Genomic DNA, 24,229 nt, shown 5'->3' with positions numbered 1-24,229 from the left:
CTAAACCTCCACTCTACAGCTGTGTTTTATTAAAGAGCGATACTCCAGAGCACTCTTTCGAGCTCTCTCTTCCTCAATACCCAAGGCAAATGATTCTGATATTTCGGGACCAATGAGAATCAACTTGGTTTGTGGGCGAGTAATGGCAACATTGAGACGTTCGGACTGAAAAAAGAAATCAGCGATCGCTGTAATATATTGGGGGTCTGATGAGCACATTGAGATGATAATCATCTCTCTTTCTTGCCCCTGCATCCTTTCAACCGTATCAGTAACAATCGACTTCGATGAAAAAATTCCGAGCTTGTCAGACAAACAACTTTTTATCGCTTTAGCATGGGCACGGTACGGCGTCACAATGCCAATTTCTTCTGCATCTAATCCTGATTCAACCGCGCTATAAGCAATATCTGCAACTAACTCTGCTTCGTCTCTATTTGAGCTTCGTTTGTTGATACCCGGCGTGCGAATAAAGACAAAAGGCTCTTCACTCGAAAGAATTTGGCTGTATTTGAGTGGAACGTTGGGAAGTCTAAACGTTGATTTGTCTGCCGAGCGTTTAGAAACAAGATCACCTTTGTAATACGTTTTACTTGGCCAGTCGGTAAGTGCTGGTGACATTCGGTAAGTGAAATCCAACATAATGGAAAATTCATTATTAGCAGCAATAAATTCAGAAAAGGCAGACCCTTCAGCTAAAACAGATTGAGACAAAATAACTGGCGGTAATTGCTTGTGATCACCAACAAACACATATCGTTTTCCTTTGCGCATCGCCATTAAGGCAAGCGGTAATGTTATTTGGCTTGCTTCATCAAAAATGACAGTATCGAATTCAAATCTCTCTAGGCGCTCAGTACACGTAGCAAATGGCGTTGCACCAATAACGTACCCACCTTCAGGTATCTCTTGCCATTTATCACCTGACTCGTAAGATTTTACTTTTGAATTTAGACCTTTATTCCCACCATGGGCGCATACCTTAATAACAGGTACGTTTTCATCCACTATTTTATTAAGAGCATTATTAATTGCCATGTGAGTATGAGAGGTGAGCAAAACGCGCTCACCCGCTTCTACAAGTAACTTGGCGATTAAACTGATAACCTTGGTTTTCCCGGTGCCTGGGGGCCCTTGAATACATGCTAGATAACGTGATGCCACCCCATAGGCCGCCGCTTCACATTGTTTGTCATTTAAACCACACTCTTGCGCGTAATCTGCCGCATCATCAAACCGATCTTCATCAACAAGATCAGTATTTAAACTATGCGCTAGTAGGGGCAATAGCGTATTTCGACCGATAGCCGAGGTCGCGACATCCTCCAAGGCTTTATCGTAAAACGATGTTAAGTCCATTCCATCAGGATCAGCAAAGCAATCACTCTGCAATTTCGTTATTTTTGTTTGATCAAATTTAGCTCGAAGTAGCCATTTACCATCATCTTCAGCCTCAATTGTTGCTTGTGATATGACCCGTTCGATATGAGCTTCACCCAAATGGAGGCATACCATGTCTCCTTCACGAAATTTCGATTCATTCTTACCAAGAGTGACTTCTAGTTGACCATTACCAAGGGACTTAACAGAATTAATCTGCTGAGTTTCACCTTTGTATAATTTATCTTTGAGCGGTTTTTCCCAAATTTCTAAAAGCTTCTCCATACCCGCCCGATGTTCGGCATACACAAAGGCTTTTAATTTTTCCAATACTGGGGAGAGTTCCATTAAGATCATCCTAAAAACATGCTAAGTCTATGATACTCATCAACATGAATAAGAGAACCATAATATCCTGACAGGGATCACATTAAATAGAACTATATGAACATAATAATTACAGTGTATTTGCCAGGACTCACTAAAACGCTGTTATGGTGAGCTGAGTGGATACTGTCTAGCCTATTTCAGAAAGTTAGATAATTGAATTATACGACTAATAACACAACTTTAAATAAGAAGTTGGATCGAATATTCGACATATTCAGCTTTTGGTCAAGCATAAATGATACCCACTTAGTCGTATGCAAAATAATGAACGAACTTGGACATCTTTGGACGATAATCCATTGATTTCAAAATATTACAGGCATAAAAAAAGACGTCCTAGGACGTCTTTCTTCAAGAATGTGGCGGTGAGTGAGAGATTCGAACTCTCGATACGTTGCCGTATACACACTTTCCAGGCGTGCTCCTTCAGCCACTCGGACAACTCACCGAATCAAATTTTGGTTGGTATTGCTAACCAACGAGGCGCTAATTTAATGATTCTACTCAATTAGGTCAAGCCAAATAGTGAAAAAAAGACGGCTTAAAGCACTGTTTGGTTACTAACTAACTCATTTGATCGTCAATGCATCAAATTAAGCTTGTTGATAGTAGCCAGGGACACGAAACCATTTACGGCAGATGTCGAGAAAGTAGCCGTACAACACCCCCATCGCACATGATACAAGCGCATTTGAGCTGACGGCGGTGATAATTTGCTCGGGTGCTGCGCCAACCGCAAATAAAATCGCAGCGTACACCGGAGACTGGAACAAAACGTACGCGACTAAGTCTGAAACATTCTTCATCTTACTGGTTGCCGATATACGTGAGCCTTGCTTCAGTACAAAATCACGGAACAGACCATATGGCCAAGCAATGGCAATGTTAACCGGAATCGAGAGCATTCTCGAGGCAAGCGACTGTTCAAATGACATACCAGAAACAAAGACTTCAATCAGCATTCCAGATATAAAGCAAAACACCACCATTGCAAAGGTATCCGCTGCTGCATTGCGAATACAAAAAGGCCCACGCGACTTCATCTTCACCTCAAAACATAAAACCAATCAAAAGACAATTAAAAGAACCATTAACTGGACAAAGACCAATAGTGCAGTTAATGACGCTATTAAAACATCAAATATGTAGTTTTAGATTTCAAATTAAATTATGAGATGTGGATAAATGACCAAATTGTGTAATTAAGTTAGATTAAAGCACTGGTTTTGATGGAAACGTTCAAAGAACAACCAAAAACAAGAAAGTTAGTCACAATAATCTTTAACCAAGACCGTCAATACATCCAATTGAGTTGCATTTGGCATTTTACCTTGCTGCAAACGAAAATTGATGTCTTGAAGGCATTTTTGTAATGGTGGCGTAGAAATAGATTCAAGGGCCTGAGTAATCATCTCGTAGCGATTGATAGCATAAGGCAGATCTTGGTTCTCAATCGCCATATAGAACAGCGCTAACGCTTCTTCAAAGTCAGTCCCACGGCCTTGAGCTTCAACTAGCGAATGTTGGCGATATTGATAGAGTTTGTCTGAATAGGTCATTAACGCATCATCAAGCTCTATCTCATCAATAGGCTTAGAGATAATGAAATCGACACCAACGCCCATCATTCGCTCTCGCGTCTCTTTAAAGACATCAGCGGTACAACCAAAGATCAATACATTTGCTTTAGCACTATTGAGGTTGCGTATTGCAGTGGTGGCATCAACTCCATCCATGACTGGCATATGGTTGTCCATCAGCACTAAGTCGTAGTTATCGTTGACGACAGCATGAACACTGAGCTCGCCATTTTCTACCGTGTCACAAGAGAAACCTTTATTGGTCATGAAAGTGGTTAAGATAATGGCGTTGGTGCGGTTATCTTCCACAATCAATGCCCTTAGGCCGTGGTAATCTAATTTCTTGTTTTCGCTATAATCTGTATAAACAGGCTCGCAGTGCTGCACTTTTAAACGGACTTCAAAGCTCGACCCAATCCCTACTTCACTGGTAAGTTGAATGTCACCTTCCATTAAATCACACAGCTGTTTGACGATCGCTAAGCCAAGGCCTGTTCCACCATATCGCCTTGTTGTCGAAGACTCGGCTTGCTCAAATGGCTTAAAGACTTTTTGCTGCGCTTCTTTCGCAATACCGATACCCGTATCACGTACACGGATAAGTAAGTAGTCACTACCCTGGCGCTGCTCTTCTTTGAAATACACCTCAACATAACCACGAGAAGTGAACTTGAGAGCGTTATTGAGTAGATTAAATAATATTTGCCGCACTCGAGCTTTGTCGCACATATACCAACGATCACTTGCGACCTCTGAGTAAACTTTGAACTGTAAACCTTTCTCACTGCAAAGGGTGTAATAAATACTGTTGATACTACCTATAATCGACTCAAGCGGGAATGGCGCGCGCTCTAGTTCTAAATGCCCTTGCTCTACTTTAGAAAAATCGAGAATTTCATTGAGTAAGGTCATCATGTGCTCACCAGACTCGTACAGCGTCTTAAGGTGTTTGCGCTGCTCGCCCGTCAGATCTGTTTTTAATAAGATTTGCGCCGTGCCCAATACCCCATTCATTGGGGTACGGATCTCGTGTGATAAGGTCGCTAAAAAGGCACTCTTGGCTTTAGTCGACGCCTGCGCTTTGACTTTTTCGCGCTCTAAATAGATGGTTTTATGATTGAAGGTATCGATTAAATACTTAATTTCATCTTGGCTATCATAGTGAGTTTCAATAATGCCTCCTTCCTTTGAAGCATCCACACTACGCGCGATGGCAATGATCGGAGAAATCAAAAAACGATCGATAAGGAAGTAACCAAACATCACACACACGAGCATTATCGGTATGATACCCGCTTCTACTTTCGATACCACATCATAAACTTGATCAGCAACTAACTGGCTGGCATTAACCACTTCAACGCTCCAGCCAAGCCCATCAAACTGGTTACGACCGATATAGATATTCTGTGTGAACTCAAAATTAAATTCTGTAATCGTCTCGCCATAGCCATCACGTAACAGCACCCCCAGACCATACTTTTCCGCATGCACTCGTATGAAATCGACAAGCGTCTCAAGCGAGATATCCACCGTTGCTACCCCAGCGAATCGACCATCAACGTAATAAGGTGAAGAGGCGGTTATCATCTGGACATGGGTATAGGGGTCGATATAAACCGGAGACCATGACACCATTCCTTGCGGCTTATCAACCACCGACAAATACCACGACTCGTTCTCGTAACCACCCAATGCCGGGTTGTTCCATGAGTGTATTTGATCAATCAGCCCGTCACTGGAACGAGTAAAAAACAGGCTAGTATAAGGTGTATTGGCTGAGATTGAGTGAGGCACTGGCCATATGCCGCCACTTACCGTGACACCATCAATGATGGTAAACAGCTGATTAAGTTGCTCGGTTTGGTGCAGCGGGGCGTCAGCGTTACTGCCAATACTGACGATGGCCTTTAAGATACCTAAAGAGATATTCACCGGTTGTTTGATTTGTTCTGATATCAGCTCAGTACGCAAGTCGAGGTTTTGCTTGATCTGCTCACGCGTTGGAGGTTCAACCACAAGGTAGCTGATCGTCCCTATAACGGCGATCACAAGCGTAAGGTAGATAGCGAGCGCAACAATACTTTTCCTTTTAAGCGATGAACGTATATCCATAAATCTTTGAATTTTGTGTATTTATAAGAAAATTATAGCGAATATATCACCACAGCAACCTTTTTATCTCACTGTTTGACTGTGATACCATCATGTCATTACTATTCTAGCTCGATATAGGATGTCTGTTTTGACACTACAACAACTACTTGCCCTGCCTGAACTTGAGGGAAGATTAATCAATGAAGCCAAGACCCAAGGCTTTGTCACGGCTATGGCAGCGGCGCCAAACATACTGCCTCCTAACGAGTGGCTGCCATTTTTGTGGGGTGGCGAGGAAGTCGCACCATTTAGTGACGGTGAGCAGTTAGAAGCTTATATAGAACATATTATTGCGATGTGGAACGATTATCGACCGGCATTACTTGAAAACCGTTGGCAATGGCCACAAGGTTGTGCTTTAGATGATGAAGAGATCGTCACTGAATGTACGCGCGAGTTTTGCGAAGGCGTATTGCAAGGCTGGCAACTTACTCGTGATGATTGGGAAACCGTGATGCCAGAAGAGAGCGAAGATAATGCGCTACTTGGCGGCGTGCTACTGTCATTGAGTATGCTTTATGATCCAGAAACCTCGATTGCGACATTGGCAGAACAAGGTATTCAAGGACTAGAGCAATTTGAAGAGATTTTTAACGCAATGCCAACCATGCTTAGCGGTCTAACAATGCGCGCGAGCATACTCGTAGAACAAGCGTAAATCAGACTAATAACAATTAAAAACGCAGCCAGAACGCTGCGTTTTGTTGTTTTTATCGCGCTGATATTATCACGTTGTAATCGAGCGCCAGTTTAAGTGCTCGATACGTTCATCAGCGCTATATACGCCAAAAGCATAATCAAAAGATTTCGACTACTTAAACTAAATAAGTGAGAATGCAGCCACTTTCTGACCACCAACCAAACTGTCATAACGCTCCTTGTAGAATTTGCTAGCGTAAAAACCAGCCGACAGGCTGGCTTTCATCGCGATAGACATCTAATTTTTATGCGTTGCCTTTGACTTGCATATTTAACTGCTCTGCGAAATCGAGCATACGGTTGAGCGGAATTAATGATTTCACACGCGTTGCCTCATCGACAAATATTTCGTGCCCTTTTCCACCATCGCGCAAGGCAGATTCAATCGCTTTCAGGCCATTCATCGCCATCCAAGGACAATGAGCACAGCTACGGCACGTTGCTCCAGCCCCTGCTGTTGGTGCTTCAATTAACTCTTTTTCTGGCACCAATTGTTGCATCTTAAAGAAGATGCCTTTGTCGGTGGCAACGATCATTTTTTGCTGAGGCAGCGCTTTCGCCGCTTTGATCAATTGGCTGGTAGAGCCGACCGCATCGGCCAATTCGACCACGCTCGCTGGTGATTCAGGGTGAACAAGGATGGCCGCATCTGGGTAGACATTTTTCATTTTACGTAGTGCATCAGCAGAAAATTCATCGTGTACCACACACTCGCCTTGCCACAGCAACATATCTGCACCCGTTTTATTGGCAATATATGAACCTAGATGGCGATCGGGACCCCAAATAATCGACTTGCCTTCAGCATCAAGGTGTTCCACTATTTCCAATGCAATACTTGAGGTCACCACCCAATCGGCGCGCGCTTTCACGGCCGCCGAGGTGTTGGCGTACACCACAACCGTATGATCAGGATGAGCATCACAAAACTGTGCAAACTTGTCGGCAGGGCAACCCAAATCAAGAGAACATTCGGCTTTAAGCGTCGGCATTAAGATACGTTTTTCAGGCGTCAGGATTTTTGCTGACTCCCCCATAAAACGTACACCTGCGATAATGAGCGTACTGGCCGGGTGACGATTGCCAAACTTGGCCATCTCTAACGAGTCACCCACAAAGCCGCCTGTTTCTTCTGCCAGTGCTTGGATCTCTGGGTCGGTATAGTAATGGGCAATCAATACCGCCTCTTTTTCTTTCAGCAGCGTTTTGATGCTCTCAATATGCGCTTGCTGCTGCTCTTTGGTAAGCGGTGCAGGTTTTGCTGGAAATGGGTAAACGGTCTCTATTTTGTCTAATATGTGGCTCATTGCTCTTGCTCTACGCAACTTCCTATAATCCGGCTATTGTAACCTTAACGCTGGCGTAGATGCCAGTTTCGCTCAATAGCAGAATTAAAAAAAGGAGCGACTGGCGCTCCTTTTTGACTGTTGGGTAAGACTACAAATGCTCTTGCGCCAATTTAGCCGAGGCACTATTGGGATACTCTGCAACGACTTGCTGATAGTACTTAGTCGCTTGCTGTTGGTTATTATTGCGCTGGGCGAGATCACCCAACTTAACCAACGCATCAGCACGCTTATTAGACTCTTTGTACGCCACTACCGCGGCAAAACTTTTCGCGGCTTCTGTATCTTGCTTTTTGGCAAAATAAAGCTGGCCTAACCAGTAATGTGAGTTAGGCGTAAAGCTAGATTCCGGATAATCGTTTTGGAACTGCTTGAACGCAGTAATCGCCCCCGTGTAATCACGCTTTTTCAGAATTAGGTCGACCGCATTTTGATACGCGGTTTGTTCGTCAACGTCAGAGCTGAAAGTGCCCGTCTTTTCTGGTTGACTGTCACTCAGTTGCGGTGTTTCTGCAGGGTTTGTGACTTGTGAGCGCAGTTTATCTAATTCGATAAACAGTTCACGTTGACGCTGCAACATTTGTTGCATGTCGTAAGTACTTTTTTCGAGCTGACCACGAAGGTTGCTGATTTCAAGTGACATGTCATCAAGCTGCTGCTGCATTTGCAACTGAACTCGATTACGATTTTCCAATAGGCGCTCTAAGCGCTGGACATCGGTTTCATTAGAAGCCGAAGACGTGGTGTTGACAGTGTTGCTGCCGCCTAGATCGGATACTGGAGCTGGTGCAGCGAACGAATGGCTCGCTGCACTTGCCAGTAACGTAAGCGTAACAACGCGCTTAAGGTTACTGAACATCAGGTATTTCCTTTATTAATACACTAGAACTGCGCGGCGGTTCTTAGCGTATACATCTTCTGATTGGCCTAGAAGAAGTGGTTTCTCTTCACCGTAGCTTACGATAGAGATCTGGTCAGCCTGAACGCCTAAAGCTTGTAGGTACTTAGATACCGCGCTTGCACGACGTTCGCCTAGTGCGATGTTGTACTCTGGAGTACCACGCTCATCGGCATGACCTTCAACCGTTACGTTTAGTGCTGGGTTTTTGCTTAGGTATGCTGCGTGTGCTGCTAGCATCTCTTCGTAGTCGCCAGCAATCGTCGCGTTGTCAAAAGCAAAGTAGATGGTTTGAGTTTCGCGTAGCGCTTGCTCTTTTAGCTCTTGCTCTGACAGTTGACCGTTTGCATCCAGTGGAGATACAGCGGTGTTATCAACAGTTTGAGTTTGATTAGTCTGAGTAGAGCCAGATGCATTGGCCGCGTCATCGCTTGAGCTACATGCAGTAACTGCAAGTACTGGTAGCGCAATTAGAAGCCCTTTAAGAACTTTGTTAAGTTGCATTATTATCGTTTCCTTTGTTATTGATACTTACTTGCTATAAAAACGGTGACCATGCAGGAGCACGAACTCGACCATTTGTTGCCGGTAATCTTGCTTTAAAGCGTCCATCAATAGAGACCATTGATAGTACATTTTTCTGGTTGTAGATCGAGCTATAAATGACCATACCACCGTTTGGTGAAATACTCGGAGACTCATCTAGCAATGTTTTGGTTAATATTTCCATCGCCCCAGTTTCCAAATCAAGCTTGGCGAGATTAAAGCCCGTGTTGCTGCGATTAACCATCACTAAGAAGCGACCATCTGGGGTAATTTGACCACCTAAGTTTTGGCTACCCTGCCAAGTTAAACGATTTGCTGAACCATCTGCCAAATTTACTTTATAAATCTGAGGTTTTCCACCCCGATCGGAGGTAAAGATAAGAGATTTACCATCTGGATGCCAATATGGCTCGGTATTATTAGATCGACCACGAGTTATTTGAGTCAGTTTTTTTGTGGTCAGGTCAAGCGTATACACTTGCAAGCTGCCCGTTTTGGACAAGACTAAAGCAAGCTGACTGCCATCAGGTGAGAATCTTGGCGCACCATTATGACGCGGGTATGACGTCACTTTCTCACGTTCACCGGTGTAGATGTTCATGATAAAGATCTCAGCTTGACCATTTTGGAAACTGACATAAGCCAGCTTCTGACCATCTGGTGACCAAGCCGGAGACATCAAGGGTTGCTTCGAACGTAATACTAAACGTTCGTTGTAGCCATCATAATCCGCCACGCGTAGTTGATAAGGAAAACTGTCACTATCGTTGACCACCACATAAGCAATGCGCGTTAAGAAAGCGCCCTTTTCACCCGTTAAAGCTTCATACACCAAATCAGAAATGCGGTGTGCATACTCACGCATGCGCTTACCGGGCACAGTGGCACGTTTGTTAAATAGCACATGATCTTTTGACAGTACTAACTGGCCATCCTTGCTTAACGCTTTGCTCTGGCCTTGCGTTAACTGACCACGCACCACGTCAACCAATTGATAATTGATCACGTAATTGCCTTCAGCATTTTGTGTAATCGAACCTGTGACTAACGCATCAACCCCAAGCCCGGTCCAAGCATTGAAGTCGACTTCGGCTTCGCTGTACGGTGTTTGTGGCATCTTACTCGTCGCAACTGGGCTAAACTTACCGCTGCGTTGTAAATCGGAGGCAATAACAGACGAAACGTCTTGAGGCAATTTACCTGGGCCATCCCATTGAAATGGCACAATAGCGATGGGACGCGCCGAGTCGATACCATCAGTTATGACCAACTCTAACGCGGCATTTGCCGTTTGAACTACGCTCAACAACGTGAGCACACATCCTATTACTAGTCGCTTTAACACAAGCTATTCCTTATCACTCAGGTACTACGGTTAAATTGATATTCTTCACTTTGTTGACAATATCTGGGTCTTTCGGTAATGGAAAACTGTTTACACGAGACACGGCTCGCTTGGTTGCCGCACATAAACGGCTGTCGCCCTCTAGAACCGAGAGATTGCCCAAAATTGCATCTGCTCCGGTTGGGATCAGACGTAAGTTAACTCGGCAAGACTTTCCCCGAAAGCTGTCCTCCAACAATAAGTTTTGTTGGATCAGCTGCGTATAAATCGCACCATAACGCTGTGCTTCATTGGCAACAAACTTAGAACGCGCTGAGGAGTTGAGCTCGGCTTCCGACTCAAGACCAGAAAAAATGTCATTCAGTGCGGCTTCTTGCTCTTTACGCTCTCGCTCAATACGTTCTAAACGCTGCTTTTCTTTACGGGCTTTTTCCGCCGCTTCTTTTGCGGCCTTTTCTTGCGCTATACGTTGTTGTTCCGCTTTGGCGGCGGCTTCACGTTCGCGACGGGCTTTTTCTTCAGCCTCTTTCGCCGCTTTTTCGCGTGCCACTCGCTCTTGCTCTGCTTTCGCAATGGCGGCCTCTTTGGCTAAACGTTCTTGTTCCGCTTTTTTGACTGCTTGCTCTTTCGCTTTACGTTCTTGCTCGAGCTTAACCGCGCGCTGCTTTTCTTCTTGAGCACGTTTTTCTTCAGCTTGACGCTGTTTTTCTTTTTCTGCGCGACGCTTTTCTGCCTCACGGGTCGCTTTAGCTTCTTTAACTTGCTGCTCTTTGAGCTTGCGGATACGTTCTTCTTCTATCTTACGATTTTTTTCGAGCTGCTCGCTTTCCCGACGCAGTTTATCCAGGCGATCTTGCTCTTTTTTCGCCGCCGCTTCACGCTGACTACGAATTTGCTGCGCCTGTTGCTTAACCAGTGCCGGATCTATCACCACCGCCTGAACCATTCTGCCGCTCGGCTCTGGCTTGGACATGGTAAAGTCCGTGCCCCAGATAAGGGCGATAATCAATAACCCATGCAAAGCGGCCGAGATTAGAATCGGCTTTTTGTAGTCGCTACTTTTTTTAATTTGCTTCTCTTTCATGAATCGCGAACGTTATTCCTTTATGTCCGTCAGCAACCCGACTTTCGGGATACCAGCGCGACTCAATTCGTCTAAAACCAAAACCACATCAGCGTATGGCGTGGCTGCATCTCCACCCACCGCAACCGGTGAATTGGGTTTAAGTGATAACTCAGCTTTGACTCGGACAATCACATCTTGCAACGAAATACCGCGCGTGACTTCTTCATCATTGACGCTAAGCCCCAAATTACCCTCTTTGTCGATTTCAACAATGATAAAGCTAGCATCACTGTCACCTGCAAGATCGGAAGCCGGTTTAGCCGTGGCGGTTTTTGGCAATTCAACATCGACCCCTTGAGTAACAAAGGGAGAGGTAACCATGAAAATGATCAGCAGCACCAACATCACGTCGATGTAAGGAACCACATTGATTTCAGCCGTCAGTTTTCGCTTTTTCGTTTGGTAACCAGCCATTACCATTAATCCTTATGCACTGTGTCTCGCCCAGCCATGGCTTGACGGTGCAAAATACTGTGGAACTCTTCAGAAAACGTCGCATAGTTATGCTCAAGCTTACCCACTTGGTTGCTGAGGCGGTTATAGGCCATAACAGCAGGAATCGCGGCAAATAAGCCCATCGCGGTTGCAACCAAGGCTTCCGCGATACCCGGAGCCACCATGGCTAATGTTGCTTGCTTAACTTCACCTAATGCGATGAACGCATGCATGATGCCCCATACCGTACCAAACAAGCCGATATAAGGACTGATAGAGCCGACTGTTGCTAAGAAAGGCAAATGGCTCTCTAACTCGTCTACTTCACGCGCAACCGCAACACGCATGGTACGCCCAGTGCCTTCCATAATGTAATCTGGTGAGCCAGAGTTAGATTTACGTAAACGCGCAAATTCGGTAAAACCTGAATAGAAGATCTCTTCAGTGCCGGTTAATTCATCTTTACGTTTTTTAGCATTTTGATAAAGGATCGATAGGTCAGTCCCCGACCAAAACTGGTCTTCGAATTTTTCGGTATCTTTCGCGGCTTGGGACAATACTTTGCTACGTTTGATGATCATCGCCCAAGAAAGGATCGACATACCTAAAAGAATCAGCATTACCATTTTTACAAGCAGGCTAGCCTGCAAAAACAGATCGAGCATCGAGATATCAGCGGTCACTATAAGTTAACTCCATCACTATTGATTTAGGCATCGCTTTCGGCCTCATTTTTTTATTATCGATACATGCTACCTTAACCATTGCTTTACACAATGTTTTGCCATCACGATTAACGATCTCCTGACAGAAGACCAATGAGGCTTTTTTCAGGTCAGCAATTTTGGTCGTCACTGTCAGGTGGTCATCGAGACGCGCGCCTTGTAAGAAATCAATGTCCATGTGTCGGACTACAAATCCTAAGTTTTGTTCCAACAGCACCTGTTGCGACACACCAATTGTGCGAAGCAGTTCTGTTCTTGCCCGCTCAAAGAATTTGAGATAGTTCGAATGATATACAACGCCACCGGCATCAGTATCTTCGTAATACACCGTTACCGGCCATTCAAAAGTCGCAGCTTGCTGTTGCACCTTACTCCCCACCAGTGAATTATCACCAATTACTTTTCTGACTCGATACTATAACGCAACTCGTCACCCACAATGCAAGGGTAAATCGATGAATTCAAAACTTGAAACAAAAAAAAGCGCTCACTCTTCAATGAGTCGCGCTTTTTTTATACAACCGGTTTGTCATTAAGCTCAAAACGAGGTTAAACGTAGTACCGATAAATACATTAAGATGGTCAAACTGCAATAAGGGCTAAACAACAACTGCCAGTACCAATTGCGTGGTTTAAAACCCAGCCCAAATACCATACTTGAGCACACCGCCCAAATCAGCATCGGTGAAATCAGGCCGTTAAAACCGCCAATCGATGCTGCATAGAGTTCTGGATTCCACATTACCATTGCGACATGATAAAAACCAAGAACCAGAGATAAGGCTCTCAAAAGAGCCTTATCAACAGGGGCATGAAGTTTCGCCACCTGCTCAGAGAGATTACTCACTGTCTTTGTCCATCATTTCAGAGTGCTCTAACCAAAGAGCGTTGATGATGCCAAATGCACAAGCCAATAGTACACCTAGAATCCATGCAAAATACCACATAGTCAATGCTCCTTAGTAAGCTGAAACGTCGTTGTCTTCAATGTGCTTGTTATCTAAGCGACCGAACATTTTGTAATAAGTCCAAGTCGTGTAGCCAAGAATCACAGGAACCATTACCGCAGCAATCGCCGTCATTAGACCTAGCGTCAACTCACTTGCTGTTGAGTCCCACATGGTTAAGCTGTGGTTAGGCACAAGGCTTGACGGCATGACAAACGGGAACATCGCAAAACCGGCGGTTAAAATCACACCAGCGTTGGCCAAGCTAGAGAATAGGAAGGCAAAGCCACCACGCTCTAAACGAGAAGCGACCACGGCAAGTAGCGGCATAAATACCCCTAAGATCGGTGCCGCCCACATCGCTGGATAGGTTGCGAAGTTTGTCATCCAGGCACCTGCTTGAGTCACCACTTCTTTGTTCAATGGGTTTGAATCGGCGAAGGTATCTAGAGTACTGTTAATGACATAACCTTCAATAGACTGAACCCAAAAGCCACCTATTACAAACAGTGTAACGACAATCAGACCTGCAATCTGCGCGGTATTACGAGCACGCACATGCAGCGCTTGAGTGGTTTTCATCTGTAACCAAGTTGAACCCTGAAGAACAAACAACATCAGGCTTAATACACCACATAGCAAAGCAAATGGATTAAGCAGAGCAAAGAAGGTGCCTTTGTACTGAGACATCAGTAAGTCATTGAGCTCAAATGGAACGCCTTGTAGCAAATTACCAAAAGCGACACCGAAGATAACTGGAGGCACTGCACCACTGAAACAGATAGCGCCATCCCACACATTACGCCACTGTGGGTTTTCAATCTTAGAACGGTAGTCTAGGCCCAAAGGACGTAGCCACAGCGCCGCAAGGGTAATATACATAGCCAGGTAAAAACCTGAGAATGACGTTGCATATACAAGTGGCCATGCTGCAAACAAAGCGCCACCAGCGGTGATTAACCAGACTTGGTTGCCATCCCAGTGCGGTGCGATGGTGTTGATCATCACACGGCGCTCTGTGTCAGTTTTACCAATCACGGGCACAAGCGCGCCCACACCCATATCGAAACCATCAGTCACAGCAAAACCAACCAGTAGCACACCAATCAGTACCCACCAGATGAATCGCAAGATTTCATAATCAAACATTGTTCTCTCCTTGCCTTATGCTTCTACTTGACGGCTAACTTTATCTTCAACAGTGTCGATATTCTGTTCGAAGTGGTAGCGCCCTGTTTTCAGGCTACTTGGTCCTTTGCGCGAAAACTTCACCATGAGGTAAACTTCTGCAATCAAGAACACGGTATACAGCGCTAGAATGGCAAATAGTGACGTCCACAGCTCAGTGATAGTCAGTGCAGAAGCAGCCACATGGGTTGGTAAGATTTCACCAACAGCCCAAGGTTGACGACCAAATTCTGCAACGAACCAACCAGCTTCAATCGCAATCCAAGGCAATGGAATGCTAAATAGTGCCGCTTTAAGAATCCAACGTTTTTGTTCGATCTTTTGGCGACATGTTTGAATAAACGCGGCGCCGAAAACAAACAGCATGATGAAACCACAAGCCACCATAATACGGAACGAGAAGAACAGTGGCCACACGGTTGGAATTGAATCATCCGCGGCGGCTTGGATTTGTTCTTCCGTCGCATCGACGACTTGTTCGGTGTAACGTTTAAGCAGCAGTCCGTAACCTAAATCACCTTTTACTTCATCAAACGCCGCTTGGTTTTCTGCTGATTTGTCACCAGCACGCAGTTTTTCGAGCAGTTCATAAGCGTATATACCGGTACGAATACGCTCTACGTGTTCGTCACGTAAGTCATGAAGGCCTGTGACTTGCTTGTCAAATGAACGCGTTGCAATAATACCCATAACGTAAGGGATCTTGATCGCGAAATCTGTGTGCATCTCATCTTGGTTTGGAACACCAAACAGTGTGAAGGCAGCAGGCGCAGGCTCGGTGTGCCATTCGGCTTCTACTGCCGCAAGTTTGACTTTTTGAACGTCACCTAGCTCGTAACCAGACTCATCACCTAGCACGATAACCGATAAAATGGCAGCCATACCAAACGAGGCAGCAATAGCAAATGAACGACGAGCGAAAGCAACATCACGGCCTTTGAGTAGGTAGTAAGAGCTGATGCCAAGAATAAACATCGCGCCAGTGGTGTAGCCGGAAGCTACTGTATGAACAAACTTAACCTGAGCAACTGGGTTAAGTACAACTTCAGAAAAGCTGACCATTTCCATACGCATGGTTTCAAAGTTGAATTCTGCCCCTACAGGGTTTTGCATCCAACCGTTAGCAACAAGAATCCAAAGTGCAGAGAAGTTAGAACCTAATGCGACTAACCAAGTGACAACTAAGTGTTGACGTTTTGATAAGCGATCCCAGCCAAAGAAGAATAAACCGACAAAAGTGGATTCTAAAAAGAATGCGACCAGTGCTTCAATCGCCAGTGGTGCACCAAAAATATCACCAACATAGTGTGAATAATAGGACCAGTTAGTACCAAACTGGAATTCCATGGTAAGGCCCGTGGCCACACCTAATGCGAAGTTAATACCAAAAAGCTTACCCCAGAACTTGGTCATGTCCTTGTAGATTTGCTTGTCCGTCATTACGTACAAAGATTCCATGATGGCAAGTAGGAATGCCATACCTAGAGTCAAAGGTACGAAGAGGAAGTGATACATCGCTGTCAGTGCAAATTGCAACCGCGACAGATCAACTACGTCTACGTCAATCATGTTTACTCCTATGTGTCGGCTGAAGACACTTTCCACATTATTGCATTGTGAGTCAGAGTTAATCAAACTCGAACACTGTTACCAAACATCGGCTTCTTGTTGCAAAAATGTACTGTGATGGTTAGTTAATTGTTAAGCGATAGCTAATACAGCTAGCCCTAATACTACTGCTAAAAAATGATTGTTTCAAAAGGTTTATAGCCTGATTGCGCTTTGATTTAAATCAAATTCCGTGCGCCAAACCTGGCCATAAAACCATCATATTGATCTGCATCAATGGATTGCATTATATTTTGTTGCAAACCGGTTATTGCAAAGATGATAATCACTATTTATGCAAAACAAGCGGTTAACAACTCATTCAATTGTGCTACGTATCTACTGCCAAGGAAGTTTTATTAATGTGAACATGATCACTAAATTGAAAAGCCAGCATGTGACTGCTGGCTAGTGGAAACTTATTTTTCAATTCCGAAATGAAGATAGGCACGGTCAGTTGCAACTCGTCCTCTTGGCGTTCTTTGCAAATACCCTTGTTGAATAAGATAAGGTTCGAGTACATCCTCTATGGTGTCTTTCTCCTCACCGATCGCCGCTGCCATGTTATCAAGCCCTACGGGACCACCTCCAAACTTCTCCATAATCGCTAACAAAAGCTTTCTATCCATGTAATCGAAACCTTTGGCATCAACATCAAGCATGTTAAGCGCTTTGTCAGCCATATCGAGACATATATGCCCGTTACCTTTCACTTCAGCGTAGTCACGAACTCGACGTAATAATCGGTTCGCAATACGTGGAGTGCCACGAGCACGTCGTGCCACCTCTAAGGCCCCTTCTGCTTCCATCGACAACCCTAAACAATCAGCGCTGCGTTGCACAATGTTTTGCAAGTCAGGGATATTGTAATACTCAAGACGCTGAGTAATACCAAAACGGTCACGCAATGGTGAAGTTAACGAGCCCGCTCTTGTTGTCGCACCAATCAGTGTAAACGGAGGTAAGTCGATTTTAATTGAGCGAGCAGCGGGCCCTTCCCCGATCATAATATCCAATTGATAGTCTTCCATCGCAGGATAAAGTACTTCTTCAACCACTGGACTCAGGCGGTGAATCTCATCAATAAATAGCACATCGTTTTCTTCGAGATTGGTCAACAGCGCAGCAAGATCGCCCGCTTTTTCTAATACCGGCCCTGATGTAGTGCGGATATTCACTTCCATTTCGTTGGCGACGATGTTGGCTAATGTGGTTTTTCCCAAACCCGGTGGGCCAAAAATGAGTAAATGATCCAATGCTTCACTTCTTAGTTGCGCAGCCTTGATAAAGATTTCCATTTGGCTGCGTACATGATCTTGCCCTTTATAGTCTTCAAGTTTTTTCGGCCGTATGGCTCTATCAATAATGTCTTCTTCTCGGTAGACACTATTGTCAGGTGCGATCAGGCGATCCGCTTCAATCATAGTTTATGCCTCTATACCATCGACTTAAGCGCTTCTCGGATAAGCTGCTCACTGCTCATATTCGCTTTCATTACCTGAGAGACAACTTTAGATGCTTGTGTCGGCTTGTAGCCTAATGCCAGTAGTGCACTTACCGCTTCTTCCTCAGCACTTGACTGAGCTAATTGAGGCGAACTGTCCGTCTCAGCGGCATCAGTAAACGGTGTAAACAGATCGCCAGCCCCCCAACCTTTGAGACGGTCTTTCATCTCCACCACTAACCGTTCGGCGGTCTTTTTACCAACGCCAGGTAATTTGACTAAAGTCGACACATCTTCACGCTCTACTGAAGCCACAAACTGGCTGGCCGTCATGCCCGATAGAATGCCTAAGCCCAATTTAGGGCCAACGCCATTAGCTTTAATCACTTCGCGAAACAACGCACGCTCTTTAACATGGTTAAAACCATACAACAATTGAGCATCCTCTCGAACAACAAAATGAGTATAGATGATCGCTTCTTCACCGACATTTGGCAGTTCATAAAAGCAGCTCATCGGCATCTGGACTTCATAGCCAATACCATTCACTTCAATAAGCAGTTGGGGAGGTTGTTTTTCAATTAGAATGCCGCGTAGACGTCCAATCACGGTGATTACTCTTGGAAAAATGGATTTGCGACAGGATAATAAAGAACTGGATAGACATCCAGTTCTTTATTAAGCGAGGATCAAAAAGGCGTGAGCGAATCGCACAAGGCGACAACTATGCTGACACAAGGGGACAACTATGCTGACACAAGGGGAAACTAGCGATATCGACCGCGACGCGCTTTGGTCGCTTTACCTGCAAGTGCAACGAGAGTTTTGTTGGTATTGGCGTGGCAAATTGCAACGCCCAACGCATCCGCGGCATCTGCTTGCGGTTTAGCGGGTAACTTGAGCATATTTTGCACCATGTGTTGGACCTGATCTTTATCAGCGCCACCGTTACCGACCACCGCTTGTTTAACGAGCCTTGCCGCATATTCGTAAACGGGTAAGTCAGCATTGACCGCCGCTACGATAGCACTGCCTCGTGCTTGACCTAATTTCAAGGCAGAGTCTGCATTACGCGCCATAAAAACTTGTTCAATAGCGAAGGCATCAGGCTGAAACTGAGTAATGATTTCAGACACTCCTGCGTAGATTTGCTTAAGTCGGCCTGGCAGCTCTTTTTCTGAAGTACGAATACAGCCACTGCCAAGATAAAGCAGATGGCGACCCGTTTGTCGAATCACACCATAGCCTGTGATGCGTGAACCTGGGTCGATACCTAAGATGATGGACATGAGATTGTTAATTATCGCTAAAACGGCCAGTGATCTTAATCTAGCTCGACCACTATAGCGAGGTAATTATTGCACGGCTGGACAAACCGGCCTCAAGTGCCACTTCTAGCACTGGCGTCGGATCGGCCAACATCAATGGGGTTATGCCAGGTCGCGATTGTTCACCGTAACCCACTGCTCGTTGGATAAACGATAATTTTGCGACATATGACACTCTTTAGTATGCGTTTTGGTCAATTAGAGCATTACCCCTTGGTATTGTCTATTTGCTCAACAAAAACGAACACTACCGAGTTCACATTTATGATACCAGTATTAAAGGTGGCACAAATACCGTGGCCACCGTTTATTATGGATTCCGACTATGGACAGAGCATCGCTTATGATGTCATCAGTCACAAAATAGTTATGCCTCTTCGATTGGACCACCAAATGCGGTCACTGGTGGTACCTTACCGGTGAATTTCTCAAAGTTGACGATACAGGTATTGGCAGAGGTTGCCTGTGCAAGCTCTGACGTGCCGATATCTAACGTTAGCGTATTTGGATCGCCGTAGGTACAAATCGCCCCTTCTTTCTCGTTGAGTGGGCCATACCAAGCCCCCTCTTCAATCCGAATGACGCCACGTGGGTAGCTGTCGTTCAGTACTGCACCCGCAAGCAATTGGCCACGGTCGTTGTAAACACGCACTAAATCGCCCTCTTTGATGCCCTTATCTTTGGCATCAAGTGGGTTGATGTAAACCGGTTCTCGACCTTGTACTGCGTAGGTCGCACGGAACGCTTCAGCTTCACACATTTGCGAGTGAAGACGCTTGTCTGGGTGACATGACTGTAACCAGAACGGATGCTTCTCTGAACCTGGGCCACCGTGTGAACGCTCGGTTTTTTCAAACCACATTGGGTGCTCTTGACAGTGTTCATAGCCGTAACGGCCAATTTTACGTGAAGTAATTTCGATAAAGCCAGAAGGAGTGCCCAGTGGGTTAATTTCTGGATCTTGACGGAAGTCAGCGTGGCGAACCCAAGGTTTACCTTCACCGAAATCAAGCACGCTCTTGTCCCAGAACTCATCAAACTCTGGCATATCGAACTTACCGCTATTCGCTTTACGACAATCGTTATAGAGGCTTTCGATCCACTCCATTTCACTCATACCGCGCGTGTATTCATCACGACGGCCAAAGCGCTGAGTCAACTCACTCATGATTTGGAAATCCGGCTTCGATTGGAACAGTGGATCAACCAAGCGATGCATGGCGACCAAGCCTTTACTTGAGTAGGAACCGTAAACGTCGATATCGTTACGCTCCCACTGAGTACAAGCTGGTAGCACGATGTCTGAGAAGCGACAGGATGCCGTCCACGCAAACTCAATCGTCACTACGGTTTGCAGTTTTTTGAACGCTTGCTTCATACGGTTGCGGTCTTGGTGGTGGTGCCAAGGGTTGTTACCTGAAATCACCATCATTTTGAAGTCTGGAAGCTTCACTTTACCGCCATTGTAACGGATCTCTTTGCCCGGCTCTAACAGGCAGTCAATCCAGCGCGCGACCGGAATCGTGCGGCTATAACCGTTGAAATCGTTGTTGTCCCATTTCGGCTTCATCCCCGTGTCTAGGTTACGTGGGAAGCCACCAGGCCCGACAAAACCGGTCGATGGCACACCAATACTTGAATAGTGGTGACCGTATGAAATGCCACCACCAGGCAGACCAATTTGACCCACCATCGCAGCGACAACCGCAGCGGCCCAGTATGGCTGCTCACCATGCTCTTGACGCTGAATACACCATCCCATCAAGATTTGAGTGCGGCCGTTAACCAGCATTCGAGCAAATTGACGAATCTTATCAGCTTTTACGCCACAAATTTCCGCTGCCCACTCTGGAGTTTTCGCGACTTTATCTTTGGTTTCACCCTGAACATATTGGATGAACTCGTTAAAGCCTAGGCAGTAAGTATCGATAAATTGCTTATCGTATAAGTCTTCGTTGTAGAGTACATGAGCCACCGCCAATATAAATGCCACATCGGTTTGTGGGTTAATGTAAAGGTGGTCATTGTCGAGATAGCGCTGGGTTTTATTTTTAACAGGATCAATCGATAAGACATTGATTTCACCTTTAGCGACTTTTTCTTTTAACTGCTCAAGGTAAGCAAACGACTCATGGGTTTCACAGTTCCACCCCACTTGGAGGTTTTTAACCGGATCGTTGGCCCACATCACGATATTGTCTGAATGTTTCAAGATTTCAGACCATGAGGTGCCTTGCGCATACACTTCGGTAGAACCAAGCACATATGGCAAAATGGTTTGGCCTGCGCCGGTTGAGTAGTCACCCACTTTAGTAATAAAGTTGCCATGCATACCGACAGCGCGCTGCATGTGCGCCGTACAGTTGTTAAATGAGCCAGTTTGGTTCCAACCAGTTTGTCCAGCGTGCAGTGCCCAAGGGCCGTAATCTTTTTGTACTCGCTCGAGTTCACGATAAAACAGATCTAACGCTTCATCCCAAGTGACGCGAATGAAACGGTTATTACCGCGTGTTTCTGCGCTGTATTTGTGTTTTTTGAGCCAATCTAAGCGCACCATAGGGTAACGAACACGTGATGGGCTGTAGATAATACCTTTGATGCCGTTAAGCATCTCGGTCGGGTTTTTATCTAATTCTAACGGTTTGATCTCTTGAACTTTACCTGCGTAAATATGAGCACGGAACGCCCCCCAGTGAGAACCAGATACCTTCCAAGTTCCAGTGCTCTCTACCGCATGGGCAGAAGTAGACACTAATAAGCTCGGACCAATGACCGACGCTGCACTTGTTGTTGCAACGCCTTTGAGAAAACTTCTTCGTGTAATAGCCATTTAAATTACTCCATCCGACGCTTATTAGTGATGACCTTCAACATAATCTGAAGAGTGTTTTTGCAAATACTTCAAGATAAGTGCTTCACTGTCTGTATCTAGGTTAACGAAGGCAAGCATACCGTCGAACATACCTGGCCAAGTATTGGCATCAAAGTGCTCTTCTGCTGGCTGGGTATGACAAACCGAACAGTTGGTTTTGTAGGCTTCTTTGGATTTTTCCCACACTGGCGTGATGTCGTTTAGCATCGACTCTTTCTTAAGCCAAACGTTAGCTGAAACTTTCTCCCAAGGCAGGCCTGTCAGTTCATCGACTTTTTTCTCGCCCGTTTTGACCACCTTGGCGTCCATTGAAGCTTCTTTAAGCAAAGAGGCCACCGCGATGTTCATACCAAAGTCTTCTTGGATAACGCGACCAAAGCCTTTGGCCTTTCGCCAACCATCAATTTCGATCGCGACATAATCGCCTTTATCTTCAATCACTTTTACCGTCGATGCAGGGTTAAGCAAGCCCGCTTCTGTCGTACCTTGCCCATCAAAGTAAATCGGCAGGTGACGTACACTAACCAATGATTGACCAACCGAATAATTAGTATTCGAGGCAAGCGCTTCTAAGTCGCCAACAATGCCACCGATGCTATCCATACCTGCGGGCAGTTTGTGTGCGATGCCTTTGTGACAATCAACACAACTTTGATCTTTCTCTGCCGCTTGCTTCATTTGAATGCGCGCTGTCGGAGACATAAGTTCAAAGTCCATTGAATCGTAATTGTGACAGTTTTTACACTCTAACGACTTATTAGCAGAGAAACGATCCCATTCATGTTTGGCCAATTCGATACGACGCTCTTCAAATACTCCGGGTTCGTCATAATTGCCAAACACCTGAGCAAACACTTCTTTGGAAGCCTGCATCTTACGTGCAATCTTGTCGGTCCAATTGTGTGGTACGTGGCAATCAGGACAGGTCGCACGAACCCCTGAATGGTTTTTCCAGTGAACCGTTTCTTGTAGTTCAACGTAAACATTGTCACGCATGGTGTGACAACTAATACAAAATTCTTCTGTATTGGTCGCTTCTAGTGCGGTGTTAAAACCACCCCAGAAGATAACCCCAGCAATAAAGCCGCCCATGGTCAGCACACCTAGGCTGATGTGGACAGCTGGACGCCGCATTGTGCGCCACAGTTTAACAATCATTGATTTCATGGTTTGCTCTCTTCAAATCTTTTTAAAAATGTAGTGTTGAGCTCACGGACTTTTACATGCCGTGCGCGCCCGGAGGTCCCATTACAAACATTTGGAGCATCCACACCAAGAATCCGTAACCGCCGACGAACGCCACACTTAAAACCGGAAAAAGAACAACCGCGATGAAGAAGAATGACTTCCACTCTAGAGAGCGTTTTTCATTACTCTCAGTTTTGTTAACATCACTCATACATTTGCCTATTTTGTATTTAGTGTTATTGGTTAGCTCAATTAGATGAGCTGAATTTTTTACAATCTCTAGTGAACAGATTAGACCATACTAAGAGTAAGGTTCAATTAATTCATCGCTTATGAAGCTTGTTATTCCACACTTTTTTGAGCTCAACCAGAGATGTGTTTAATCGTGCTGCAATATGTCAACATGCCATTATTTATGAACAAATATGAACAGGGTTTAGAGCGATAAAAAGCCTAAAAACACCCAAAAACTGGCCCTATTTCCGACACGAATACCAGGGTGAGATCGTGAACATTTTTTAATCAAAATAACGATCGATTTGACGATCACATTTAGCTGTGATCATATACTCCCTTTTTCGGGAGAGCACCATGCACATTGACCACTTTAAAGAACATTTTCAAACGATTACTGACCAACGCCAAAGTGCAAAAGTGACTTATTGCCTGTTTGAAGTCCTCTTTGGCTCATTATGTGCGGTGATAGCGGGCGCAAAAGGTTGGTTTGATATCCGTGAATACATTCTCGGACACCATGATTGGTTCAAGCGTAATGGCCTCTTTGTGAACGGCATTCCTGTTGATGACACGATTGCTCGCATAATATCGACGATTGAACCAGAGTCTTTTCATGAGTGCTTCATCAACTGGATGTCGTCAATACATACTCTTACCCAAGGTCAAGTTATTGCAATTGATGGCAAAACACTTCGAGGCTCCTACACTCGTGAAGACAGAGCGAGCACCATTCACATGATCAGTGCTTATGCATCATCAAACAAACTTGTGTTGGGACAGTTAAAAACTG

Annotated in this window: 23 protein-coding genes and 1 tRNA gene; 2 read left to right on the top strand and 22 right to left on the bottom strand. The window is 45.1% G+C overall.

The window, feature by feature from the left end; all coding sequences use genetic code 11:
- The 4 genes from CDZ87_RS07530 to CDZ87_RS07515 form a co-directional block, all read right to left on the bottom strand.
- Positions 1-1,728: a DEAD/DEAH box helicase gene (locus CDZ87_RS07530; RefSeq protein ID WP_100752971.1), complete on the bottom strand. Its 1,728-nt coding sequence runs from the start codon at positions 1,726-1,728 to the stop codon at positions 1-3.
- Positions 1,729-2,130: 402 nt separating this feature from the next.
- Positions 2,131-2,218 (bottom strand) — tRNA-Ser (locus CDZ87_RS07525).
- A gap of 145 nt (positions 2,219-2,363) precedes the next feature.
- Positions 2,364-2,813 (bottom strand): L-alanine exporter AlaE, encoded by a 450-nt coding sequence (locus tag CDZ87_RS07520; protein WP_100752969.1) that lies wholly within the window; start codon positions 2,811-2,813, stop codon positions 2,364-2,366.
- 222 nt (positions 2,814-3,035) lie between these two features.
- Positions 3,036-5,465 (bottom strand): hybrid sensor histidine kinase/response regulator, encoded by a 2,430-nt coding sequence (locus CDZ87_RS07515; protein WP_100752967.1) that lies wholly within the window; start codon positions 5,463-5,465, stop codon positions 3,036-3,038.
- A gap of 130 nt (positions 5,466-5,595) precedes the next feature.
- Between CDZ87_RS07515 and CDZ87_RS07510 the strand changes: the two genes are divergently transcribed.
- Positions 5,596-6,165: a UPF0149 family protein gene (locus CDZ87_RS07510; protein ID WP_100752966.1), complete on the top strand. Its 570-nt coding sequence runs from the start codon at positions 5,596-5,598 to the stop codon at positions 6,163-6,165.
- 286 nt (positions 6,166-6,451) lie between these two features.
- On the opposite strand, the gene nadA is transcribed toward CDZ87_RS07510, so the two are convergent.
- The 18 genes from nadA to torE form a co-directional block, all read right to left on the bottom strand.
- Positions 6,452-7,513 carry a quinolinate synthase NadA gene (gene nadA, locus CDZ87_RS07505; protein ID WP_100752964.1) on the bottom strand — a complete coding sequence of 354 codons (1,062 nt, stop codon included), beginning with the start codon at positions 7,511-7,513 and terminating at the stop codon, positions 6,452-6,454.
- Between the two features lie 130 nt (positions 7,514-7,643).
- The gene (gene ybgF / locus CDZ87_RS07500) at positions 7,644-8,411 is read right to left on the bottom strand and encodes a tol-pal system protein YbgF (RefSeq protein ID WP_100752963.1); all 768 of its coding nucleotides are present in this window, start codon (positions 8,409-8,411) and stop codon (positions 7,644-7,646) included.
- A 15-nt stretch (positions 8,412-8,426) separates the two neighbouring features.
- Positions 8,427-8,954: a peptidoglycan-associated lipoprotein Pal gene (gene pal / locus CDZ87_RS07495; RefSeq protein ID WP_038176855.1), complete on the bottom strand. Its 528-nt coding sequence runs from the start codon at positions 8,952-8,954 to the stop codon at positions 8,427-8,429.
- 34 nt (positions 8,955-8,988) lie between these two features.
- The gene (gene tolB / locus CDZ87_RS07490) at positions 8,989-10,341 is read right to left on the bottom strand and encodes a Tol-Pal system beta propeller repeat protein TolB (RefSeq protein ID WP_100752961.1); all 1,353 of its coding nucleotides are present in this window, start codon (positions 10,339-10,341) and stop codon (positions 8,989-8,991) included.
- 13 nt (positions 10,342-10,354) lie between these two features.
- A complete protein-coding gene (gene tolA / locus CDZ87_RS07485) occupies positions 10,355-11,425 on the bottom strand; it encodes a cell envelope integrity protein TolA (RefSeq protein ID WP_100752959.1) in 1,071 nt (356 codons plus the stop codon).
- 12 nt (positions 11,426-11,437) lie between these two features.
- Positions 11,438-11,881, bottom strand: a complete 444-nt coding sequence (locus CDZ87_RS07480; RefSeq protein ID WP_038176860.1) for an ExbD/TolR family protein — start codon at positions 11,879-11,881, stop codon at positions 11,438-11,440.
- A 5-nt stretch (positions 11,882-11,886) separates the two neighbouring features.
- Positions 11,887-12,585 (bottom strand): protein TolQ, encoded by a 699-nt coding sequence (gene tolQ, locus CDZ87_RS07475; protein ID WP_038176861.1) that lies wholly within the window; start codon positions 12,583-12,585, stop codon positions 11,887-11,889.
- Entirely contained in the window at positions 12,575-12,994 is a 420-nt protein-coding gene (gene ybgC / locus CDZ87_RS07470) for a tol-pal system-associated acyl-CoA thioesterase (protein ID WP_100752957.1), read from the bottom strand. Before ybgC ends, tolQ begins: the two co-directional genes overlap by 11 nt.
- A gap of 171 nt (positions 12,995-13,165) precedes the next feature.
- Positions 13,166-13,474 carry a cyd operon protein YbgE gene (gene ybgE, locus CDZ87_RS07465; protein ID WP_100752956.1) on the bottom strand — a complete coding sequence of 103 codons (309 nt, stop codon included), beginning with the start codon at positions 13,472-13,474 and terminating at the stop codon, positions 13,166-13,168.
- On the bottom strand, positions 13,467-13,574 hold the full coding sequence (gene cydX / locus CDZ87_RS07460; protein WP_000270284.1) for a cytochrome bd-I oxidase subunit CydX: 108 nt from the start codon (positions 13,572-13,574) through the stop codon (positions 13,467-13,469). Before cydX ends, ybgE begins: the two co-directional genes overlap by 8 nt.
- A 12-nt stretch (positions 13,575-13,586) precedes the next feature.
- The gene (gene cydB, locus CDZ87_RS07455) at positions 13,587-14,723 is read right to left on the bottom strand and encodes a cytochrome d ubiquinol oxidase subunit II (protein ID WP_100752954.1); all 1,137 of its coding nucleotides are present in this window, start codon (positions 14,721-14,723) and stop codon (positions 13,587-13,589) included.
- A 15-nt stretch (positions 14,724-14,738) separates the two neighbouring features.
- Complete coding sequence (gene cydA / locus CDZ87_RS07450; RefSeq protein ID WP_100752953.1) at positions 14,739-16,331, bottom strand: cytochrome ubiquinol oxidase subunit I; 1,593 nt, start codon at positions 16,329-16,331, stop codon at positions 14,739-14,741.
- A 458-nt stretch (positions 16,332-16,789) separates the two neighbouring features.
- Entirely contained in the window at positions 16,790-17,794 is a 1,005-nt protein-coding gene (gene ruvB, locus CDZ87_RS07445) for a Holliday junction branch migration DNA helicase RuvB (RefSeq protein ID WP_100752951.1), read from the bottom strand.
- Positions 17,795-17,805: 11 nt separating this feature from the next.
- On the bottom strand, positions 17,806-18,423 hold the full coding sequence (ruvA, locus tag CDZ87_RS07440) for a Holliday junction branch migration protein RuvA (protein ID WP_100752950.1): 618 nt from the start codon (positions 18,421-18,423) through the stop codon (positions 17,806-17,808).
- Positions 18,424-18,581: 158 nt separating this feature from the next.
- The gene (gene ruvC, locus CDZ87_RS07435; protein WP_100752949.1) at positions 18,582-19,103 is read right to left on the bottom strand and encodes a crossover junction endodeoxyribonuclease RuvC; all 522 of its coding nucleotides are present in this window, start codon (positions 19,101-19,103) and stop codon (positions 18,582-18,584) included.
- A gap of 406 nt (positions 19,104-19,509) precedes the next feature.
- The gene (gene torA / locus CDZ87_RS07430) at positions 19,510-21,972 is read right to left on the bottom strand and encodes a trimethylamine-N-oxide reductase TorA (protein ID WP_100752948.1); all 2,463 of its coding nucleotides are present in this window, start codon (positions 21,970-21,972) and stop codon (positions 19,510-19,512) included.
- A gap of 24 nt (positions 21,973-21,996) precedes the next feature.
- Positions 21,997-23,181, bottom strand: coding sequence for a pentaheme c-type cytochrome TorC (gene torC, locus CDZ87_RS07425; protein ID WP_100752946.1), 1,185 nt, complete (start codon positions 23,179-23,181; stop codon positions 21,997-21,999).
- A gap of 52 nt (positions 23,182-23,233) precedes the next feature.
- Positions 23,234-23,413 carry a trimethylamine N-oxide reductase system protein TorE gene (gene torE, locus CDZ87_RS07420; protein WP_100752944.1) on the bottom strand — a complete coding sequence of 60 codons (180 nt, stop codon included), beginning with the start codon at positions 23,411-23,413 and terminating at the stop codon, positions 23,234-23,236.
- 380 nt (positions 23,414-23,793) lie between these two features.
- Here torE and CDZ87_RS07415 point away from each other — a divergent pair.
- The coding region (locus CDZ87_RS07415) for an ISAs1 family transposase (protein WP_157806457.1) at positions 23,794-24,229 on the top strand (436 nt) is incomplete at its 3' end.

This window comes from Vibrio salilacus (assembly GCF_002811245.1).
In the GTDB taxonomy this organism is placed as follows: domain Bacteria; phylum Pseudomonadota; class Gammaproteobacteria; order Enterobacterales; family Vibrionaceae; genus Vibrio; species Vibrio salilacus.
This window is presented reverse-complemented; position numbering and strand designations above follow the sequence as displayed.

What these genes read in the sequence shown, in the direction of transcription:
- torA (WP_100752948.1), bottom strand. Translation starts at nt 21,972, where the DNA reads ATGGCTATTACACGAAGAAGTTTTCTCAAAGGCGTTGCAACAACAAGT.
- ruvB (WP_100752951.1), bottom strand. Translation starts at nt 17,794, where the DNA reads ATGATTGAAGCGGATCGCCTGATCGCACCTGACAATAGTGTCTACCGA.
- torE (WP_100752944.1), bottom strand. Translation starts at nt 23,413, where the DNA reads ATGAGTGATGTTAACAAAACTGAGAGTAATGAAAAACGCTCTCTAGAG.
- nadA (WP_100752964.1), bottom strand. Translation starts at nt 7,513, where the DNA reads ATGAGCCACATATTAGACAAAATAGAGACCGTTTACCCATTTCCAGCA.
- cydA (WP_100752953.1), bottom strand. Translation starts at nt 16,331, where the DNA reads ATGATTGACGTAGACGTAGTTGATCTGTCGCGGTTGCAATTTGCACTG.
- CDZ87_RS07480 (WP_038176860.1), bottom strand. Translation starts at nt 11,881, where the DNA reads ATGGCTGGTTACCAAACGAAAAAGCGAAAACTGACGGCTGAAATCAAT.
- pal (WP_038176855.1), bottom strand. Translation starts at nt 8,954, where the DNA reads ATGCAACTTAACAAAGTTCTTAAAGGGCTTCTAATTGCGCTACCAGTA.
- torC (WP_100752946.1), bottom strand. Translation starts at nt 23,181, where the DNA reads ATGAAATCAATGATTGTTAAACTGTGGCGCACAATGCGGCGTCCAGCT.
- cydX (WP_000270284.1), bottom strand. Translation starts at nt 13,574, where the DNA reads ATGTGGTATTTTGCATGGATTCTAGGTGTACTATTGGCTTGTGCATTT.
- tolA (WP_100752959.1), bottom strand. Translation starts at nt 11,425, where the DNA reads ATGAAAGAGAAGCAAATTAAAAAAAGTAGCGACTACAAAAAGCCGATT.
- cydB (WP_100752954.1), bottom strand. Translation starts at nt 14,723, where the DNA reads ATGTTTGATTATGAAATCTTGCGATTCATCTGGTGGGTACTGATTGGT.
- CDZ87_RS07515 (WP_100752967.1), bottom strand. Translation starts at nt 5,465, where the DNA reads ATGGATATACGTTCATCGCTTAAAAGGAAAAGTATTGTTGCGCTCGCT.
- CDZ87_RS07520 (WP_100752969.1), bottom strand. Translation starts at nt 2,813, where the DNA reads ATGAAGTCGCGTGGGCCTTTTTGTATTCGCAATGCAGCAGCGGATACC.
- CDZ87_RS07530 (WP_100752971.1), bottom strand. Translation starts at nt 1,728, where the DNA reads ATGGAACTCTCCCCAGTATTGGAAAAATTAAAAGCCTTTGTGTATGCC.
- ybgF (WP_100752963.1), bottom strand. Translation starts at nt 8,411, where the DNA reads ATGTTCAGTAACCTTAAGCGCGTTGTTACGCTTACGTTACTGGCAAGT.
- ruvC (WP_100752949.1), bottom strand. Translation starts at nt 19,103, where the DNA reads ATGTCCATCATCTTAGGTATCGACCCAGGTTCACGCATCACAGGCTAT.